At 59.1% G+C, this 19,440-nt stretch carries 16 protein-coding genes; 5 read left to right on the top strand and 11 right to left on the bottom strand.

The annotated features are described in order from the left end of the window. Positions 1 to 134: 134 nt before the first annotated feature. From LC059_RS09760 to epmB, 5 genes are all read right to left on the bottom strand, one after another. A complete protein-coding gene (locus tag LC059_RS09760) occupies positions 135 to 2,129 on the bottom strand; it encodes a M1 family metallopeptidase (RefSeq protein ID WP_226703661.1) in 1,995 nt (664 codons plus the stop codon). A gap of 198 nt (positions 2,130 to 2,327) precedes the next feature. Further along, positions 2,328 to 2,645, bottom strand: a complete 318-nt coding sequence (locus tag LC059_RS09765; RefSeq protein WP_226703662.1) for a DMT family transporter — start codon at positions 2,643 to 2,645, stop codon at positions 2,328 to 2,330. Between the two features lie 205 nt (positions 2,646 to 2,850). Then, positions 2,851 to 4,935, bottom strand: coding sequence for an EAL domain-containing protein (locus LC059_RS09770; RefSeq protein ID WP_226703663.1), 2,085 nt, complete (start codon positions 4,933 to 4,935; stop codon positions 2,851 to 2,853). A 295-nt stretch (positions 4,936 to 5,230) separates the two neighbouring features. Further along, positions 5,231 to 7,114, bottom strand: coding sequence for a hypothetical protein (locus tag LC059_RS09775; RefSeq protein WP_226703664.1), 1,884 nt, complete (start codon positions 7,112 to 7,114; stop codon positions 5,231 to 5,233). Positions 7,115 to 7,341: 227 nt separating this feature from the next. Then, positions 7,342 to 8,403 carry an EF-P beta-lysylation protein EpmB gene (gene epmB / locus LC059_RS09780; RefSeq protein ID WP_226703665.1) on the bottom strand — a complete coding sequence of 354 codons (1,062 nt, stop codon included), beginning with the start codon at positions 8,401 to 8,403 and terminating at the stop codon, positions 7,342 to 7,344. Between the two features lie 118 nt (positions 8,404 to 8,521). On the opposite strand from epmB, the gene efp reads away from it, so the two are divergent. Further along, positions 8,522 to 9,094, top strand: coding sequence for an elongation factor P (gene efp, locus LC059_RS09785; RefSeq protein WP_226703666.1), 573 nt, complete (start codon positions 8,522 to 8,524; stop codon positions 9,092 to 9,094). A 266-nt stretch (positions 9,095 to 9,360) separates the two neighbouring features. Then, entirely contained in the window at positions 9,361 to 10,326 is a 966-nt protein-coding gene (gene epmA, locus LC059_RS09790; RefSeq protein WP_226703667.1) for an EF-P lysine aminoacylase EpmA, read from the top strand. Positions 10,327 to 10,364: 38 nt separating this feature from the next. On the opposite strand, the gene LC059_RS09795 is transcribed toward epmA, so the two are convergent. The 3 genes from LC059_RS09795 to LC059_RS09805 all read right to left on the bottom strand — a co-directional run bounded on the left by LC059_RS09795 (position 10,365) and on the right by LC059_RS09805 (position 13,170). Further along, a complete protein-coding gene (locus LC059_RS09795) occupies positions 10,365 to 11,240 on the bottom strand; it encodes a GNAT family N-acetyltransferase (RefSeq protein WP_226703668.1) in 876 nt (291 codons plus the stop codon). 63 nt (positions 11,241 to 11,303) lie between these two features. Continuing rightward, positions 11,304 to 12,134 carry a serine O-acetyltransferase gene (gene cysE / locus LC059_RS09800; RefSeq protein ID WP_226703669.1) on the bottom strand — a complete coding sequence of 277 codons (831 nt, stop codon included), beginning with the start codon at positions 12,132 to 12,134 and terminating at the stop codon, positions 11,304 to 11,306. 40 nt (positions 12,135 to 12,174) lie between these two features. After that, a complete protein-coding gene (locus tag LC059_RS09805; RefSeq protein ID WP_226703670.1) occupies positions 12,175 to 13,170 on the bottom strand; it encodes a serine/threonine protein kinase in 996 nt (331 codons plus the stop codon). Positions 13,171 to 13,265: 95 nt separating this feature from the next. On the opposite strand from LC059_RS09805, the gene LC059_RS09810 reads away from it, so the two are divergent. Then, entirely contained in the window at positions 13,266 to 13,583 is a 318-nt protein-coding gene (locus LC059_RS09810) for an antibiotic biosynthesis monooxygenase family protein (protein WP_226703671.1), read from the top strand. A 26-nt stretch (positions 13,584 to 13,609) separates the two neighbouring features. On the opposite strand, the gene LC059_RS09815 is transcribed toward LC059_RS09810, so the two are convergent. Next, entirely contained in the window at positions 13,610 to 13,948 is a 339-nt protein-coding gene (locus LC059_RS09815; protein ID WP_226703672.1) for a DUF4242 domain-containing protein, read from the bottom strand. A 230-nt stretch (positions 13,949 to 14,178) separates the two neighbouring features. On the opposite strand from LC059_RS09815, the gene LC059_RS09820 reads away from it, so the two are divergent. Next, a complete protein-coding gene (locus LC059_RS09820) occupies positions 14,179 to 16,029 on the top strand; it encodes a tetratricopeptide repeat protein (protein WP_226703673.1) in 1,851 nt (616 codons plus the stop codon). Between the two features lie 42 nt (positions 16,030 to 16,071). Here LC059_RS09820 and LC059_RS09825 read toward each other — a convergent pair whose 3' ends face one another. Together LC059_RS09825 and LC059_RS09830 are read right to left on the bottom strand one after the other, a co-directional pair. Continuing rightward, the gene (locus LC059_RS09825; protein WP_226703674.1) at positions 16,072 to 17,217 is read right to left on the bottom strand and encodes a beta-ketoacyl-ACP synthase III; all 1,146 of its coding nucleotides are present in this window, start codon (positions 17,215 to 17,217) and stop codon (positions 16,072 to 16,074) included. 198 nt (positions 17,218 to 17,415) lie between these two features. Then, entirely contained in the window at positions 17,416 to 18,117 is a 702-nt protein-coding gene (locus LC059_RS09830) for a ComF family protein (RefSeq protein ID WP_226703675.1), read from the bottom strand. A gap of 243 nt (positions 18,118 to 18,360) precedes the next feature. Between LC059_RS09830 and bioB the strand changes: the two genes are divergently transcribed. After that, entirely contained in the window at positions 18,361 to 19,428 is a 1,068-nt protein-coding gene (gene bioB / locus LC059_RS09835; protein ID WP_226704114.1) for a biotin synthase BioB, read from the top strand. Positions 19,429 to 19,440 lie beyond the last annotated feature (12 nt).

Raw genomic sequence — 19,440 nt, forward strand, 5'->3', positions numbered from 1 at the left:
CGATCGCAACGCGAGTGCGGATCTTACAAAAAAATGCCTCCCACCGCTCGGGCGGTGGGAGGCATTTCGATGAGTGGCATTGCGCTCGGGCTTAGCCGAGACACGTCGGGCTGGTAAACCGCGGTTAGCGGCGATCAGTCACCGTAGATAATCTTGCTGTTCACCTTCACGGTCAGTGGGTGGTAACCCGACTTGGCCTTTTCGAAAATCCGCTTGGCTTCGTCGGTTTTGCCGTTTTCCACCATATTGCGGTACAGCGGACGCAGGAACTTGTTGCGACCGATACTCACCAGGAAATCTTCCAGGCGCGCATTCGCAGGCTCGTAATCATTGCGCACTGCGATCATCAGCCAGCTGAAGGCAATTTCGTTGTTCTTGGACTGGGTCAGGTCGAAGGCGCTGTCCAGTTCCTTCAGTTGATCTTCGCTCAGCTTTTCCGGCATGCCGTCGAGGAAGTACTTCCACTGGTGGAAGGTCCAGCCCTTGGTGTCGATGTCGCTGGCCTTGATCTCGCCATTCAGCCACTGCTCACGGATCGGGTCCAGCTTGGTGAAGGCGTCGGAAGTGGGCTGCGGCGCACCTTCCGGAATGCCCGGATTGAAAATCCACTCCTGGATACGCTCGCGGTCCAGTTTGTCCGGGTACTGCTTCAGCAGGGTCTGATCCAGGTACTTCACAAAGTCTTCGGTGGTAATACTCTGGAAGGCAAAGTGGTTGAAGTACTCCATCAGGAATTTGTCGAAGTTCTCGCGACCCACCTTCTGCTCCAGCTCGTACAGGAACAGGGAGCCTTTTTCGTAGGGAATATTCGAGAAGACTTCGTCCGGATCGCGGCCGCGCAGGTCGATGGCCATGATCTCGTCTTTATCGTCGCGGTCGTCCAGGTCGGCTTTCAGGTCGTCGTAACCCAGTGCCATTTCCATCTGGTAGCGCTCGTCACCGTATACGAACTGCATGATGCGGTTGGTGAGGTAGGTGGTGAAACCTTCGTTCAGCCACAGATCTCGCCAGCTGGCGTTGGTGATCAGGTTGCCGGACCAGGAGTGCGCCAGTTCGTGGGCGATCAGCGCCACCAGGCTCTTGTCGCCGGCGATAACGGTCGGGGTGATGAAGCTCAGGCGCGGGTTTTCCATGCCGCCGAACGGGAAGCTCGGGGGCAGGATCAGCAGGTCGTAGCGATCCCAGCGGTAGGGGCCGAAGTTTTCTTCGGTGACCTCGAGCATATCCTCGGTGTCTTCGAACTCTTTTGCCGCTGCTTCGAGCAGTTCCGGCTCAGCGTAGACGCCGGTGCGCTCGCCCATGGCCTTGAAGTCGAGATTGCCGATACCGATGGCGATCAGGTAGGACGGAATGGCCTGGGGCATTTCAAACTCGAAGACGCCGTCCAGTTCTGCTTCCGGATCGTTGTTGGCGCTCATCACCGCGCGCAATTCTTCCGGCGTGCGGATGGTGGCCTTGTAGGTCATACGCACCTGCGGGGTGTCCTGCAGGGGGATGAAGCTGCGCGCATGGATGGCCTGGGCCTGGGTAAACAGGAAGGGGTGTTTTTTACCGGCGGTCTGCTGCGGCTCCAGCCACTGCACACCGGAAGCGCCGGGAGAGGTCTGGTACTGAATAGCGACCCGGTTGGCACCCTTGGGCAGCTTGATCTTCAGCGGCGTGCCCAGGTGCGGGTCTGTTTCACCCATGGTGAATTTGACTGGCTGTAGGTTGTCGCCCATACCGGCACGCACCGCGGTAACGTTGATATCGCGGGTATCGAGAATCAGCTCCGGGTTCTTCTGGGTGAGGCGCTTGATGTCGAGAATGGCCTCGCCCTTGAGTACCTTGTTGTCGAAATCGGCGGTGAGGTCCAAGTCCAGGTGTTTGACAACGTAATCGCTGGTGTTGGCAAAAGAGTGGTAATCAACGCCGGATTCCGGGGCGCCTTTATCCGCCATGGGAGCGGATTTTTCCGGTTGGTCGGCAGTGCCAGCTGCACCCTCGGTGCTGGTAGGGGGCTCTTCGATCTGCTTCTGGCGAGCCGTGTCTTCATTTTTGCTGCAGGCGCTCAAAGTGACGAGGCTGCAGGCGAGCAGGCTGGCGCCGATCAGGCGGCCGAGACTGGAGGTAAACAATTGGGGCTGCATTAAGGGCTCCGTGATTGTTGTTATGCGTGTGTTATGCGTGTTTGAAGGGGAATTCGGTAAGTTCTTCGCCGCACAAAAACCCCGAATAGGGGGCGTGCAGGTGTTCCGCGACCCAATTTATAGGGTATGGGGTATGGCGGGTCAAACGGCCAGTGCGCAACTGGCCGTGGAAATTCTTCCAATGTCCGACGGTTTGGATCAGCTGCTCGCCAATTTCATCATCACCAGGCCGGAAACAATCAGCACCGCGGCGGTGATTTTAAAAGCGTTGGCCGGTTCGCCCAGTACCAGGATGCCAACCAGGAAGGCGCCGACAGCGCCGATGCCTGTCCAGATAACATAGGCAGTGCTGAGCGGCAGGCTGCGCATGGAAAGTGCCAGCAGCCAGAAGCTGGCGATCATGGCAACAATGGTAATGACCGTCGGTGTGAGCTTGGTGAAGCCTTGAGACTGCTTCATGGAAAATGCCCAGACGATCTCGAGGATGCCGGCTGCGAGAAGATAGAACCAGGCCATGTGGCCCTCCTGTTTAAAAGGTAGGAGCCAGGCCGTCCTGGTCATTTGTCCCGGAGTGGGGGGAGGTCGTTCCTCCAGCGGAGCCGAGTATGGTGCTTGCAACAGTGGGGTACAAGCACCATAAGGCTGTTTGGCAGGTTATCTGGTTTGGGCGCCCGGAAGAATTTTTTGTGCGTCAGCAGGCGCCTGATATCACCGATTCTGATCAGTCCAGACTGAAGTCAAAATCCATTTCATCCCCCGGCGGCTGCACATAGTAGCCCTGGATATAGTCGGTGCCGGTCTGCCACAGGGTGGGCAGCATGTTGGCCTGCTCGACGTGGGGGACAATAACCTGGGTGTCGATTTCTTTTAGCTGCCCAACCAGTTTGACCAGTCCTTCGCTGTCCTCGCCCTGGTCCTGCACCTCGCGCACGAACGAGGCATCGATTTTGGCGATATCCACTTTGACGTGCTCCAGGGCCTTGAACGGGCTAAGGCCGGTGCCGAAATGGCAAATGGCGACGCGGCAGCCCATGTCCTGCACCTGCTTGGTAAAGTCGCGGGCGGCGTGGAGGTTGCTGTTGATATCTTCCGCGCGTAGCTGGAAGGTGACCGCATTGGGTGGCACCTTGGCGGCCTTGAAGGCGACGCCCAGCCAGGCGGCGAGACTGGCGTCTGTCAGGGAGGCGGCGGTGAGGTGCAGCAGTACCGAGACCACTTCTCCCTTGGCGCGCTGTGCCGCGGCCGCCTTGATGGCGCTGAGGATTACCCAGCGATCCATTTTGGTGGAGAGACCGGCATCGCCGAGGGTTTCGAGGAAGGCCAGCGGAGCCAGCTCCTCCTTGCCGTCCACCAGGCGTACCAGCACCTCGTAAATTTTTTCGCCACTGCCCTGCAGGCTCAGGATCGGCTGGTAAAGGAGCTTGAGGTTACCGGCCTCCAGCGCCTGGGTGACACGGGCGCGGTGATAGGTATTGGCGTCGCCCTGCTGCTCGCTGTCCGGCTCATACAGCGCGAAGCCATTGCCGTCGCCTTTCTTGAGTGCCTGGTCATGGGCCTTGGAGGCCTGCTCCAGTACCTTGTCGGCGTTGCCGGAGGTCTCGCTCAGCAGGGAGATGCCGATCGAGGCAGTGATGTGCAGGGTTTTGCCTGCGGCTTCGAAGATGGTGTCGGCCACTTTTTTTAGCAGTTCTTTGGATCGGATTTCCGCGCTGTCCGGAGTGGTTTCCGGCATCAGCAGGCAGTAGCTTTCTTCACCGTAGCGGGCCAGGACGTCGCCCCGGCGCACGCTGCTCTGTAGCAGCTCGGCGAATTTCTTGTGTAGGTCATCGGCACCGGCGACGCCCACAATTTGCTGTACCGACTCTTCAAAGCGGTCGATTTCGATAAACATCAGGCCGCCGGTGCGCTGTGAGCCAGCGGCGGACTGGATGGCGTTATTGAGCAGCTGTACGAAGCGCTGACGATTATACAGGCCGGTAGCGGCGTCGCGGACTTTCGCCTCACTGAGCTTGGCTTCCAGTTCTTCGGTATTACCGGTGCTGGCGGCGATGCGAATCTGCAGGCAGCGCTCTTCATCGTAGATGGTGGAAAGTACCTCCGCCTTGGTGCCCAGCGGGGCGCCGCTGGCGGTTTTGGCGGTGAATTGCCATTCCTGTGCTTCCACCTCGTTGCTGTTGATGGCGCACTGGCGCAGGAACTCGCGCGCATCTTCCTGCTCGCCCTCGGTGAGCATGTCGATCAGTGGCTGGTATTCAATATCGTCGCGGTCGCTATAGCCAAAACGCTCGGCGAAGGATTCGTTGGCATAGACGATCAGGCCATCGGAGACGTAGGCGATGGCGTCTTTTGAGCTGTCGAGCAGCTCCTTGGCGCGGTTCAGGGTGGCGTGATAACGGCGGTCGTGCATGCGCGCCTGTCGGCGCTCGTGCAGGGCGGTCATTTCGCGCTGGATGACCAGCAACAGGTGCTGGTCTTCATCCACAGTGACTACGTCGCGGGCGCCGGACTTGAGGCCTTCAACTACCGGCTGCGAACCTTCGCGCTCGGTCAGCAAGACGGTGGGTACGTCTTTCTGCAGCTTGTTAATGGTGCGGATGGCGGTCGCAGCCCCCAACTGCTTGCTCTGCTCGGAGGCTATCAGCAGGTCCCAGGTGTGTTCCTGCAGGAGTTTGGTCAGGGCAGCCTCGCTGGCGACGTGTTGGGCCCGATTGGGGCGGCCGGCGTTGTGCAGCATGCTCACCAGCCGTTGGGCTTCGGTGGGCGCGTCATTGATCAAAAGAAGACGGATGGTGTTGTCGCTGCTCATTGTTTTCCTGTTGTACTGCGTCGCGGCGGCGTTGTAACTCTACAACTTTACTGTTTTGTTCTCTGTGTAACCGCTTCCTTGCTGTACCTGTGGCAGGTGACCGGTTGCCGGTCAAACGTCAGGCGCTCCCAGGGGCTGTGAACCGGGTATTTTGAACCGGATAGTTTAGGCCGCGTGAATCGGCGCAAACAAGTGCACAGTCGCCACTCTGGGAAATGGTTCCGTGATCCTACGATAACACGACGAGCGTCCCACCACCTTCCTCAGAAAAGTTCTGCCTGAGGGAGGTCTGGTATCAGGAAAATTCGAAAATGGCGAGGCTGCCAGTAGTGAGGGACTGGGTATGCAAAGCCACCGTGCGCGTCTGGCCGGCATTGACGATATCCACGGTGTCGCCGCTCTGGAACAGGGGGATGGGGAGGATTAGTTCCGGGGGAAGACCCGAGTCGCCCGTAAGCAGCCCGGCCATAGGGTCGGTGCGACGGCCATCGCGGGTATGGCGCTGCACCAGTACCGCACTGGTGTGGCCACCAAAGAACTCGACGCCGGCGCGGCACTGGTCGGGAAGGGCGTATTGCCAGCGAATCAGCGCGACTTCCCAGCGGTCGTTTATCCACAGTGCCACCAGCTCACCGCAGCGCAAGCGCCCCTGGGCGTTGGGAGGCAGACGCAGGCCGGCGCCGCCACTGCTCGTATTGAGCAGTGTGGCGGGAATGGGCTGGTAACGCTGACGCGCGCTGTCGGCGCCGACTTTACGTGAGACCGAAGGGGCGCTGGGCAGCAGGCTATTGGCGCTATCGGTAGTGGAAACCTCGTAGCTGCCAAGGGTGCGGCCCGACTGAAAGTCGACGGTATCGACATCCATCACCAGGTCTTTTGGCGGATTTCTATCGCTGGCAAAGGTGGCTTCGATTTCCGGGGCTGGTTCATTGCCGCGTTTCAGGTGGTGGCAGATGGCACTGATACCGACGATCACCTGGCAGCGGATATTCACCGGTGTGCGCTGTGCGCAACGGCTTTTTTCTCCGGCCCAGATAGCCTGTACGTTCTGTAGCACTTCTGTGGACGCATCCTCGGTGTGAGCTAGTCGCCGCTGTAATTGCTGTAGAGGACAGGTGATATCAATGGACCACCCCAGCGGCGACGAGAAGTGCTTCATGTCGACCTTGCTGCGCTGCAGTCTTACCGCGGGGATCGGGGGTTGGTCCAGCTTGAGGCTGGCGAGCAGCACCTGGGTGCCGGCCTGCGGTTTATCGAGGAGCGACGCTTTTGTGGCCCAGCGGCGGCAGCTCTGCCACAGCTGTAACTGCTCTGAGGTGCGCAGCTGCATCGGGTTGGCGCTGGCGAACAGGGCAGTCTGCAGGTAGGTATGGGAAATTCTTCCCCATCTAAAGCCGCCGGCCATTGGATCTGCGACCGGGTCGGATACCCGCCGCTGATCCAGCTGATGATTACGGGCCAGTTGCAGTAGTCGCTGCATCCGACCCCAGCTGCCTTTGGGGCTCGCCAGGAAAAAGACATTGCTGGCGAAAATCAGCCGGCGGAAGCCGTCGATTCCGCGCTGCAGGGCAACCGCAAGACGCCGGCGAGTGAACAGCGTCAGCGGCGCAGAACTTTCTGGTGAGACCAGTTGCACGCAGACACTGGTATACGCCAGTGCCAGGTGCTGGAACAGGATTATCCCGGTTAGCAGGTCGCGCCGCTGCTCCTGCGTCTGCGCTGTACCCGGGGTATCGCTGGCCTGGGTCAACAAGGGGTTAATCAATTGCTGGCAGTGGCCCATCACTACCGGGCGCAATGCTTCCAGACAGCTGAGGCGTTTGCGCGCGGGTGTATCCCAGCGAGTGATTTCCGTGAGCAGGCTGCGCAAGGTACCGGCATTGCGTTGCGCCTTGTCCTCCATGGGATTCTGCAGCAGGTAGCTGGAGACCCAGTGCTTAAGCTGGCGGGAGGAGTTACAGCCGCAGGTCAGTGCTGGCAGGTCGAGGGGCGCCGGGGACAGGCGTTCCAGGAGTGTTGCTTCTCGAGAAGGAGAGGCCCCAGCGGATGCCGCGTCAGCTGCAATTGGGGGGGAGGTCGGCCCATCCTGATTGGGTGTCGACGCGTTGGATTCTGGATGACCGGCTCCACTGCCGGTTTGCGGATTTCCCGCGACTTGAGTATCTACTGCTTCCTGCATGACTCTGACCGGATTTTATCTCTCCGCAGTATACGAGACATCCGGACATAAACAATTGCGGCTGTCGATTAAGGCGACACAACTGAGGAGTTTTTCGCGTTTAAGGTGCGGCAGCAGACCCGGCCTTGTCGCCTGTTAGCTCTTTTTGGGGGTGTCTTTCCCCCGCTCACACTTTGGCTGGACCGAGCGGCCGGCGAAAAAAGGGGAGCAGGAGGTAAGCGTAAACGTCAAAGTGGCGTTTTGGATTTCTCCGCCGGTATTTCACGCACCAGCCTGGGTACCAAATATCCCGGCAGGCGGTGCCGCAGTTTTTCCACGAGTGCGCGGGCATCGTCATCGGATATCTCGAAATGTGCTGCTCCCTGCACGCGGTCGAGCTGGTGCAAATAATAGGGCAACACGCCGGCGTCGAAGAGTCTCTCCGACAGGCTGGCGAGTGCCTCCGCGCTGTCGTTTACTCCTTTCAGCAGTACCGACTGGTTCAGCAGGGTGACCCCGGCGGCTCGCAGCCTGGCCAGTGCCGCGGCAACGTCTGCATCGATCTCGTTGGCGTGGTTGCAGTGCACTACCAGCACCGGTTTCAGGCGGCTGCCCGCGAACCAGTCCAGAAACTCACTGTTGACCCGCGATGGCGCCACAATGGGCAGCCGGGTGTGGATACGCAGTTTGTCCAGATGCGGGATCTGTTCCAGCTCGCCAGCGAGCCAGCCGAGCTGGCGGTCGTTCATCACCAGCGGATCACCGCCGCTGAGGATGATCTCACGCAGGTCCTGCTGGCTGCGGATATAGTCCAGGGCTTGTTGCCATTGGCTGCGGTTAAGGTGGTTGTCACTGTAGGGGAAGGCACGGCGGAAGCAGTAGCGGCAGTTCACTGCACACTGGCCGGCAGTTATCAGCAGCAGACGGCCGCGGTATTTGTGCACCACCCCCGGGACTGGATTGGCGTTGGCCTCGTCCAGCGGGTCGTCTGTGAAGCCTGGGGTGGGCTCCAGTTCGGCGGCGCTGGGCAATACTTGCAGGAGCAGCGGGTCCTGCGGGTCGCCGGGGCGAATACGCTTGAGGTAGGGGCGGGGTACGCGCAGCTGGAACAGTTTCGAGGCAGCCGTCAGTTGTGGCAGTTGGTCCGGAGCCAGTTGCAACAGATCCAGCAGCTCTCGCGGGTCGGTGACCAGGTCGGCCATTTCGTCCTGCCAGCGGCGCTGCTGAGCGCTCATACCGCTGTCTGTAACACTGGAGCTGGCAATTTCGGCGCGGCTGATTTCACGAGGGGGCTGGCGGTGCTGTATCATAGCGGGCTGTTTTTTGGCGCGGTCGGCGGCGGTACTGCTGTTGACGGATGTTCCCCGGTTAGGGGCCGCGCGAAGTTTAATCAATTTGTCGGCGTAATGCTGTTATTTCGAGGAGCTCATGGGTACTTATTCCACTAACGAATTCAAAGGCGGCCTGAAGGTGATGTTGGACGGCGACCCCTGCTCCATTGTGGACAATGAGTTCGTGAAGCCGGGCAAAGGCCAGGCGTTTAACCGTGTGAAGCTGCGCAACCTTAAGACTGGCCGTGTATGGGAGCGTACTTTCCGCTCCGGTGAGAGCCTGGAGTCTGCGGATGTGATGGACCGGGATATGGAATATCTCTACAACGATGGTGAGTTCTTCCATTTCATGGAGCCGGAGACTTTCGAGCAGCATCAGGCGGATGCGAAGGCGGTGGGTGATGCGGCGAAGTGGCTGAAGGAGCAGGATACCTGTGTGGTTACTCTGTACAACGGTGCGCCGCTGGCGGTGACGCCGCCGAACCATGTGATTCTGGAGATCACCGACACTGATCCGGGTGTGCGCGGTGATACCGCCCAGGGCGGTACCAAGCCGGCGACCCTGGCGACCGGTGCAGTGGTGAAGGTGCCGCTGTTCCTGGAGATCGGTGAGACCATCAAGGTGGATACCCGCACCGGCGAATACCTGGGTCGCGCCAAGGAAGATTGATCTTCCTGATCTGGTGGCTGTGAAGGGCGGATACTGTGGTATTCGCCTTTTTTCGTTCTGGCCTATTGGGCCCTGGCCTCAGGCTTATCTGGCGGCAAAGCACTGGGTGCGGGTTTTCAGGACCGCGGTAAATACGTCCCTGTACGCTGCGTCAGCGGCGTCCATGCCGCTGACGCTCCTGAAAACCCGCACCCAGTGCTTTGCCTTCGCATCCCAGTTTCGTGGTTATTGGCAACTAAACTGAAACCTTCTTTTATTAAGCTCTCATGTCCGAATCCTCTTGGCGCCCAACCGCCTCTCTCGACAACCTCCGCCGCCGCGCGACTCTGCTCGCGGACATCCGCCGTTTTTTCAGTGAGCGCCATGTGCTGGAGATGGAGGTGCCGATTCTCTCCCGCCGCGCGACCAGCGATCCCCACATCGATTCGATCGGTGCCGACTGCAATGGTGCGCCGGCCTTCCTGGCGACAAGCCCGGAGTTTGGCCTGAAACGTCTACTGGCGGCGGGGATGGGGGATTGTTATTACCTGGGCAAGGCGTTCCGCAATGGTGAGGCCGGGGGACGGCACAATCCGGAGTTCACCATGCTGGAGTGGTACCGGGTGGGTTGGGATGACCACCGCCTGATGATTGAGGTGGGGGAGTTTCTGTCGTGGGTACTGAGTATTTCCCGGGTGCGTTCCTACAGTTACCGGGCGTTGTTTTTGCAGCATTTGGATGTGGATCCGCACCGGGCATCGCTGGATGAGTTGAAGGCAGTGGTGGCGCGGGAGCTGGAGTTGTCGTTTGAGCCGGCGGGCCGGGATGAGTGTCTGGACTTGCTGATGAGCCACTATATCGAGCCGAATATGGATAGTGGCGACGAGCGTGGTATTACGCTGGTTTACGATTTTCCGGCGACCCAGGCGGCGCTGGCGCGGGTAGAGGACGATGAGCTGGGGGTGCCGGTGGCGCGGCGGTTTGAGGCATACGTGGGCGGCATGGAGCTGGCGAACGGTTACTGGGAGCTGACGGATGCGCCGGAGCAGTTGCGTCGGTTTGAGGCGGATCAGCGCTATCGTGAGGACAACGATAAGGCAGTAAATCCGTTTGAGGAGCGCCTGGTGCAGGCGCTGGAAGCGGGGATGCCGAACTGCGCCGGGGTGGCGCTGGGGGTGGATCGGTTGTTGATGCTGGCCTGCGCTGCCGGGAGCATCGATGAGGTGATTGGGTTTCCCATCGATCGCGCCTGAGGTGGCGCCTGGGTTTGCACCTGGGGTTGCGTTAAGTTTCAGGCGCTCTCTCGGTCGTCGTTCAGGTCGCTGTCTGGGGTTCCGCCCTGGGGCTCATCGTTGACGATGTGCGCGCTGCCCCGCTCGGGGGTGAATTCGTAGCACGCCACTTCACCGACGGCGTAAAACCCGGCATTGAGCCACAGGTCCTGCTGGTCCTCGCCCACCAGCGCCACCGCGTGCTTGTGGTGGCTATGTATCACTTCTTTCACCAGTTGCTGGAACATGGCGCTGCCCAGGCCGCGACCGCGGTAGTCCGGCAGGGTACAGAGGTCATAAAAGCCCAGGGCATCGGCGGAGGAAAACAGGCAGCCGGTGGCCACGGGTTTGCCGTCGACTTCGCCCAGGTGCAGTTTCAGGCGACTGTGTTTGTGTTCCGGCATTTCCGCCAGTTGGTGGTAGAACTTCTTTATCTGCGCGGTCTCCCGCGCGCAATTCTGCATTTCCGCGATCAGGTTGCCGTAGGTGATGATGTCTTCCGCGGTGTTGACGGTTTTGATCTGCAACCCGTCCTGCAGCACATCTTCCATGGCCAGTTGTTTCACTTCCGCGGCCATTGCGATCCGCGGTGGCTGTCGTTTGAGCTCCAGTGCTTCCAGTGCTTCTTCGTCCAGCGGTTTGCTGGCGCAATGCCACAAGGAAAAAGGGGAGTGGCGCTCAGCGAAGTAGTCCACCACAAAGCGTTGCAGGATACGCGGCTGCATCACCGCATTGCTCACCACCTGATTGAAGCGCGACGAGAGCAGGCCGCTGTCGGTGCGCAACAGGCCGGTGATTTCCTTACTTTGCTTGGGGTTCATCAGGTCTGCGCAATACCCGGCTTTGTTTTCCAGGTTGCGGCATACGAGGTTTTTAGCGCTGAGACTGTATTTCATGGTTACAGAATAGTCCTGCCGTTAGGTGGCTGTATCTATTGTTCGTAACCTGTGACAGCAGAATCAGCGCAATTGATCCACTTGCGATAGTGCGCACTGGTTCATCGACAGTGCCGGTTGGTCGCAGCTGGCAGTGCCGATAACCTTTGCGGGTACGCCCGCCACCAGGGATTTTTCTGGCACGTCTTTCAAGACCACACTGCCAGAGGCGATTTGCGAGCAGCGGCCAATTTCGATGTTGCCGAGAATCTTGCTGCCGGCGCCGATCAGCACACCGCAGCGTACCTTGGGGTGGCGGTCGCCGGATTCCTTACCGGTCCCGCCGAGGGTGACGGACTGCATAATCGAAACATTATCCTCGACCACAGCGGTCTCGCCGATGACGATACCGGTAGCGTGGTCCAGCAGAATGCCCTGCCCCAACTGCGCCGCCGGATGGATATCCACCCCGAACACCACCGAGATTCGGTGCTGCACAAACAGCGACAGCGAGCGGCGGTTCTGTTGCCACAGCCAGTGCGCCACGCGCCAGGCCTGCAACGCGTGAAACCCCTTGAAAAACAGGAAGGGTTCATAGAGCGAGTGGCAGGCACTGTCGCGCTGTTCGATAGCGGCCAGGTCTGCACGTGCGGCGGTGCCGATACTTGGGTTCGCCGCCAGAGCCTCGTCGATTACCTCGCGGATTAGCAGTGCCGGCGCCACCGGACTGTCGAGCTTGTTGGCAAGGTGGAAGCTGAGCGCTGCTTCCAGAGAGTCGTGATTGAGAATGGTGGCGTGCAGAAAGCTTGCGAGAATCGGTTCGCGCTCCACCTGCACGGCGACATCCCTGCGGATACTTTGCCACAGCTCGTCGCGTTCATTTTCATGTTCCGCGCGCGGTTTCAGATTTTCCATCGATAGATCACTCCTTTTTGCTCTTCACCTGCTTTTCAGCCTATATAGCACCGAGCGTCAGCGGCGGTTCCTGCAGGGCGGACAGCTGTTCGCGCAACGCGAGAATATGCTCTGCCCAGTAGCGCGGGGAATTGAACCAGGGGAAGGCCATGGGGAACGCCGGATCCTCCCAGCGTCGCGCCAGCCAAGCCGCGTGGTGCATCTGGCGCAGGCAGCGCAGTGGTTCGATCAATTGCAGCTGAGCCGGATCGAAAGAGTAGAAGGTTTCGTAGCCTTCCACCACGGTATCCAGATAAGCGGTTGCTTCGGCGCGGTCGCCGGAAATTAGCATCCAGATATCCTGGATTGCGGGGCCCTGCAGGCAGTCGTCCAGATCCACAAACCAGGGGGTTTCGTCCCTCCACAGGAAATTGCCGCTGTGGCAGTCCCCGTGCAGGCGCAACGTCTCCCAGGGCTGCTCCAGAACCGGCGTGATCTGCTCGATGATGTGCGCGGTGGTAGTGGCGTAGGCATCTACGTTTTCCCGCGGCAGAAAATCGCCTGCCAGGATAAATTCGCGGCTGTCCACTGCAAAGCGCTGCAGGCTCAGGGAGGTGCGGTGCGCAAACGGCCGCGCTGCGCCGATGGCGTGAATGCGCCCGAGCATGGTGCCGACCTGCTCCAGGTGATCGAAGTTATCCAGCTCGATCTGGTATCCGCCGCGACGGGGAAACAACGCAAAGCGGAAGCCGTGCGCCTCATGCAATGTCTGGCCGTTGAATACCAGAGGCGCAACCACCGGGATTTCGGCTTCCGCCAGCTCCAATGCAAACTGGTGTTCCTCATTGATCTGCGCGTCGCTCCAGCGCCCGGGGCGATAGAATTTGGCGATCAGTGGCTGCGCTTCCTCGATTCCCACCTGGTAGACACGGTTTTCGTAACTATTGAGGGGAAAGATGCGCGCATCCGAGAGCAGGCCCAGACTCTCAACGCAGTCGATCACCCGGTCCGGGGTGAGCGCGTCGTAAGGGTGAGAGGGGTGTGACGACTCGGTCATAGCGGTGCTCCAGTGAGCCTCGCAAAGCTCGGGTAAACAGGGGGCGCTATGCTAACGCGGTTGCCGTTGACGGACCAAGCTAAAAGGAGGAAGCAGTGAAATACATCTTTGAAGTGACCATCAAGCCGGGTCACAGTGCAGAGGAGTATGCAGATGCCTGGGTGCGTGCCTCCGAGCTCATCCAGCGGGCGCCCGGCGCCCTGGGCACGGAGCTGCACCGCAAGATCGGTGAACCGGATAAGCTGATCGCCATCGCCCAATGGCAATCAAAAGCGCATCGGGATGCGATGGAAACTAATCACGATCCGGCGATTGAAAGCATTATCAAAAGTGCCGCGCCGTTTGTGGAGATTCGCAGTCTTGGTGGTTATGAAGACCCAGAGTGGGTGGTGAAACCTCCCGGAGAGAAATGAGTTCACCGGGAGGTTGCTTGTGTTGACTATTCCTGGGCGGTTTGCGGGCCAATAATGCCGCTGACTTCCAGGATCTTGTCTGCGGGAAATCCGCCGAGCTTGGCGTGCTTGGCGATGATTTCTTTATTCGGCGCCTCGTACACACAATAGAATTTGTCTTCTGCCACGTAGCTTTGTTGCCACACGATTTCCGGGCCGAGGGATTCCAGCACTGCGCGTGACTTTTGCGAAATGGATTTCAGTTCCGCGGGCGTAAGGTTTTGCGCTCCGGGTATGGTGCGTTCAATGATGTACTGATGTCCGTCGCCGGCAAATACCGCGGAGCTGGCGATCATCAAAATAAAAGCGTTCAGTGATTTGCGCATGGTTGTGATCTCCTGAGAGGGTGGATTGTCTCGTTAAGTTTCTACTCTGTGATTAGCCTCGATTTCGCTTGAAGCTCGCGATAAATAAAAGCAGGCGACCTCCCGCGTCACAATGAATTTGCGGCTGACCTTTACCTGAACTGGTATATGCCGTTAAATCAAAGGGTTAGCGGTACACATAAACCGCGGTTACAACGCGGTTAGTCAGCAGACCTGGTACGGGGTGGCGAATGACGACACTGTGTTTCGGAGAATTCGAGCTCGATACAGAAAGTAGGCGCCTGCTCCGCCGCGGCAGGGTGGTGGCTGTCCAGGAGCAGCCCCTTTGCCTGTTGCAGTTGCTTCTCGCTCAACCGGGGGAGACTGTGACCAGGGAGCGGATTTTCCGTCAGTTCTGGCCCGATGACGCAAGCGGCATTCTTGACGACAACCTCAACACCCTGGTGCGCAAGTTGCGCCAGGCACTCAGTGATTCCGCTCGCAGTTCGCGCTTTATTGAGACGGTTCCCAAACAGGGCTATCGCTTTATTGCGCCGGTCACGGAGAAAAAACGCGCTCCGGAAAACCCGGAAGAGGGATCTGAAGTCAGGCCGAAGCGCTCCTTCCTACGCCGCTGGCCCTGGCTTGCGGCAAGTAGCCTTTTGCTCGCGGCAAGTATTTTTAAGCTATTTACTGCGTCTGTAGAAAGCCACAAGGCTGCCCCACACCAGTTTGAATCCGTTGCTGTACTGCCGTTTGTCAACGCCAGTGAGGAGTATCAGAGGGACTACTTTGGCGACGGGCTTGCAGACGATATTCTGAATCGCCTGTCCGGTTTCCCCGGGTTGCGCGTCGTTTCCAGAACGTCGTCGTTTTCTTTGCCGAAGTCCGGTCTCGATGCCCGGGGTATTGGAAAGTTACTGGCAACCGATGCGCTGGTGGAAGGCAGTGTACGCAGGGATGGGGAGCGCCTGCGTATCAATGTTCGCCTTATAGATACGCGAACAGGCTATCAGTTGTGGTCGCAAACATTTCAGCGCGAGCTGACCGATATCTTCTCGATCCAGGAAGATATCGCGCTGGAGGTCGCAAGTACCCTGGTAGGGAAATTGCAAAGCGATGCGGATTTCGGCGTGCAATCACCAGAGATACTGCCAGCCGCCTACGATCATTATCTCAGGGGGCGTTTTTACTGGCACAAGCGCACGGAGAAAGACCTTAACGCCGCGGTAGAAAACTTTGAGCAGGCCATTGCACTTGCCCCGGAGTATGCGCCGGCCTGGGCGGGGCTGGCAGATGCTTTGGCGGTACTTGGTTTTTACGATTACCTGCCTCCTTCCGAAGCCTTTACCCGCGCCCGCGGTGCAGCACGCCGCACGCTGCAGCTCGACCCAAGCAATGCCTCAGCAGAGGCCAATCTCGGTTATGTCGCACTCTATTACGACTGGGATCTGGCGGAGGCAGAGGCCCGCTTTCTGCAGGCAATTGCCTTCAAGCCCGACTCCTCCAAGGCGCATCAGTGGTACGGAAACCTGTTGGTGGCGGCCGGGCGATTTGATGAGGCGGAACGGGCAATGCGCAGGGCCACCGAGCTGGATCCCCTGTCGCTGATTGCCAATGCCGCCTTGGGATGGGTGCTGTACCACGCGGGCGAACATCAGGCGGCGCTGGAACAGCTGGCATTGGTCGAGGAATTGAACCCGGAGTTTGAACTGGTTTATTTATGGCGTGGCTGGACACTCGAAGCCATGGGAGACCTGGCCGGTGCGGTAGAGGCTTTGCGGGAGAATGTCGAGCGGTCCGGAGGGAGTGCGATCGGGGTGGCGTCCCTGGCGCGAGCACTGGCGCTGAAAGGCGACACAAAGAATGCCCTCGCGCTACTCGATGAACTCAGTATTCAGGATGCCTACCTGCCTGCCTATGAATTGGCGAAAGCACATCTCGCTCTGGGTGACAGTGAAACTGCTGAACAGTGGCTAACACGTGCTTACACCCAGCGTTCGCATTCCATGGTGTTTCTGGATGTAGATCCGCAGCTGGCGGAGATCCGCGACACTGCGGGTTACCTAAGACTGGTGGAGCAGGTCATGCCCCACCATTAGCTTATGCAAGCTTTGTCTTTGAGTTCAAAAAAAAGCGCAATGTCAGACAGCGACCTTTTCCAGCGCCAGGCTGCCAATGGAATAACCCGCTCCGAAGGAACAAATCACACCCTTGCTGCCCACCGGCAGGTCATCGCTGTTCAGATTGAAGGCAATTACCGAGCCCGCACAACCGGTGTTGGCGTAGCGATCCAGCACAATCGGTGCGCGCTCTGGCGTGGCTTCGTCACCCATCAGTTTTTTCGCGATCAACAGGTTCATGTTGATATTTGCCTGGTGCAGCCACCAGCGATTGATCGCGTTGGGCTCGAAGCCCAGTTCCTGAACCTGGTTTTCCAGGTGCGCAGCCGCCATCGGGCAGACTTCCTTGAACACCTTGCGGCCGTTCTGGCGGAACAGCTTGCCCTCGCCGAATGGGTCCACATCCGCGGCGCGGGAGGTGTAGCTGACATTGGAGCGGATATTATTGGAAAAAACGGTCTTCGCCTTGGTGCCGAGGATTTCCCAGGCAGTGTCCGCGTTACAGCTTTCCTTGCGCTCCACCACCGTGGCCACCGCCACATCACCGAAAATAAAGTGGCTGTCACGATCGGTGAAATCCACCTGCGGTGAGGCCAATTCCGGGTTGATCACCAGAACCGCTTTTGCGGAACCTGAACTGATCGCATCGACCGCGCGCTGCAGTGCAAAGGTGGCGGAGGAGCAGGCCACTTCCATGTCAAACGCGAAACCGTCGATACCCAGTTCGCCCTGGATCTCGATGGCGATGGCAGGATAGGAGCGCTGCAGGTAAGAGGCACCCACGATTACCGCATCGATGTCTTCCGGTTTCTTGTTCGCTTTTTCCAGCGCCAGCTTGGCCGCTTTCAAGCCCATTTCTGCCTGCAGGCACAGTTCCTCGTCGGCGCGCTCGGGCAGGTAGGGGCGCATGCGTTCAGGGTCAAGGATGCCCTCTTTGCTGATCACATAGCGGTTCTTGATGCCGGAGGCCTTCTCGATAAATTCCGCGGAAGAATAGGGCTTGGCCTTTACCTGGCCAGACTCGATGGCGTCGGCATTCTCGCGATTGAATTTTTCCGCGTGGGTATTGAGCGCCTGCACCAGCTCTTCGTTGCTGATGGCATCTGGGGGCGTCCACAGTCCGGTACCGCTAATCACGATTCCGCGTGGCATCTGGAAATCACTCATGTTCACTATCCCATCATCCTGTGCTGACCACCTGTCGGGCGCGCGGCCGGGTCAGGCGGACTTCTCTCTAATAACGTTAGCAGCCGGTGGTTTTTTGCGCAGCCGCTGAAAGGGCGACTATTGTGGCGCCTAGGGTCACATTGGTCTAGAAATGTGCACAGGAGTACCGATTGGTCAGTGTGGGGTTTTGGCAGGGCTTTAGGGGGTTCTGGCCAGGGCAATCGCGCTCACCTCAAGTGCGCCCGCATCCAGCAGCGCCTGGGCCGCCGCTTCGAGGGTGGCGCCGGTGGTGATGACGTCGTCTACCAGGCCGATATGTAATCCAGTAACCAACTCAGCGCAGGCTTTAAAGCTGCGCGCCAGATTCTTCTTGCGCCGGTTGCGTCGCAGTTTCTGCTGGCTGTCGGTGGGAGTTACCTTGCACAGGGCGCGGGGCTCGACCGGAATGTGCCACTGCGTGCTCAGGGTGTTGGCAATCAGCTGGGCCTGGTTGTAGCCGCGGGAGAATTGTTTGCGCCAGTGCATGGGCACTGGCACCAGCAGGTCCGGGCCCTGTGCGTTAAGCGGCTGAAGTGTGCTGGCGGCCAATTCTGCCAGGGTGCGTCCGGCGGCAAGGTCGCGCTGGTATTTGAAACGCTGGATCAGCTGCGCCACCGGGTAGGCGTAGTACCAGCATGCGCGGCTCTGCGACTGCGGTGGTGGCTGTTGCTGGCAAGTGGCGCAGAGGTGGTCGTCGTTATTGGGCAGCGGCAGGGCACAGCCCTGGCAACTGTGGCCCAGTGCGGGCAGGTCATGGCAACAGGGCGCACAGATGCCATTGGTTACCCGTTCGCCGGTGCCGCAGAGTAGGCAGCGCGCCAGCTGCCGGTCCAGTAATTGTCCGAGAATACGCAGTATCACCTTGCTCTCTCCGTGAGCTTCTTCTGGCCTAACTCTGCTGAGTCCCTCTGGCCTAAGTCAATCCTCCAAGCAATCCGCAAAGCGACTTGTAAACCGCAAATGGTTCTCTTGGTTGACAGCGAAGGGGGCACCGCTACACTGGCGAACTTTACGGAATAACCCGGTTGTACGACCGATCGCAACGCGGTGACCAATCAGTCCCGTCGTTTGAGGAGAATAATCCCTGTGACTGCCAACCCGCAAATGTCTTCCGAGTCTCTGACTTATGGCCAGGTGCGCCACGATTGGACCCGCCAGCAGGTGCTGAACCTGTTTGCCATGCCGTTCAACGACCTGCTGTTTACCGCGCAGACGGTGCACCGCCAGCACTTTGACGCCAACCGGGTACAGGTGAGCACCCTCTGCTCGATCAAGACCGGCGCCTGCCCGGAAGACTGCACCTATTGCCCGCAGAGTGCCCGTTACGACACTGGCCTCGAGCGCGAGAAACTGATGAAGGTGGAGGCAGTAGTGGAAGAGGCGCGCGCCGCCAAGGCCAGCGGTGCCACCCGTTTCTGCATGGGCGCCGCCTGGCGTTCGCCGAAGAAAAAAGACATGCCCTATGTCACCAAGATGGTGAAGGAAGTGAAGTCCCTGGGGCTGGAGACCTGCATGACCCTGGGCATGCTTTCCGACGAGCAGGCCAAGGATCTCGCTGACGCCGGTCTCGACTACTACAACCACAACCTGGATACCTCGCCCGAGTATTACGGCGATATCATTACCACCCGCACCTATGAAGACCGCCTCAATACCCTGTCCAATGTGCGCGCGGCGGGCATGAAGGTGTGTGCCGGCGGCATTATCGGCCTTGGTGAAGAGGAAAAGGATCGCGCGGGCCTGCTGATGCAGCTGGCGAACCTGCCGGAACAGCCGGAGTCGGTGCCCATCAATATGCTGGTGAAAGTGGCCGGTACCCCGCTGGAAAACAACGAAGACCTGGACCCCTTCGAATTTATTCGCTGTATCGCGGTGGCCCGTATCATGATGCCGAAATCCCACGTTCGTCTGTCCGCTGGCCGCGAATCCATGAATGACGAAATGCAGTCCCTCGCGTTCCTCGCTGGAGCCAACTCCATTTTTTACGGGGAAAAACTGCTCACCACTGGCAATCCCGAAGCCAACAAAGATATGCAGCTGTTCAACCGCCTTGGCATCAAGCCGGAGGAATACCAGCAGCACGGAGATGAGACTGCCGTGGAAGCGGAATTGCAGTCCCAGATCGCCGAACAACAGAACGACCAATTCTTTTACGACGCCGCCAAGGCGTAAGTGCAGCGGTAG

Origin of the sequence: Microbulbifer elongatus (genome assembly GCF_020524885.1) — a bacterium.
Taxonomy (GTDB): Bacteria; Pseudomonadota; Gammaproteobacteria; order Pseudomonadales; family Cellvibrionaceae; genus Microbulbifer; species Microbulbifer elongatus_A.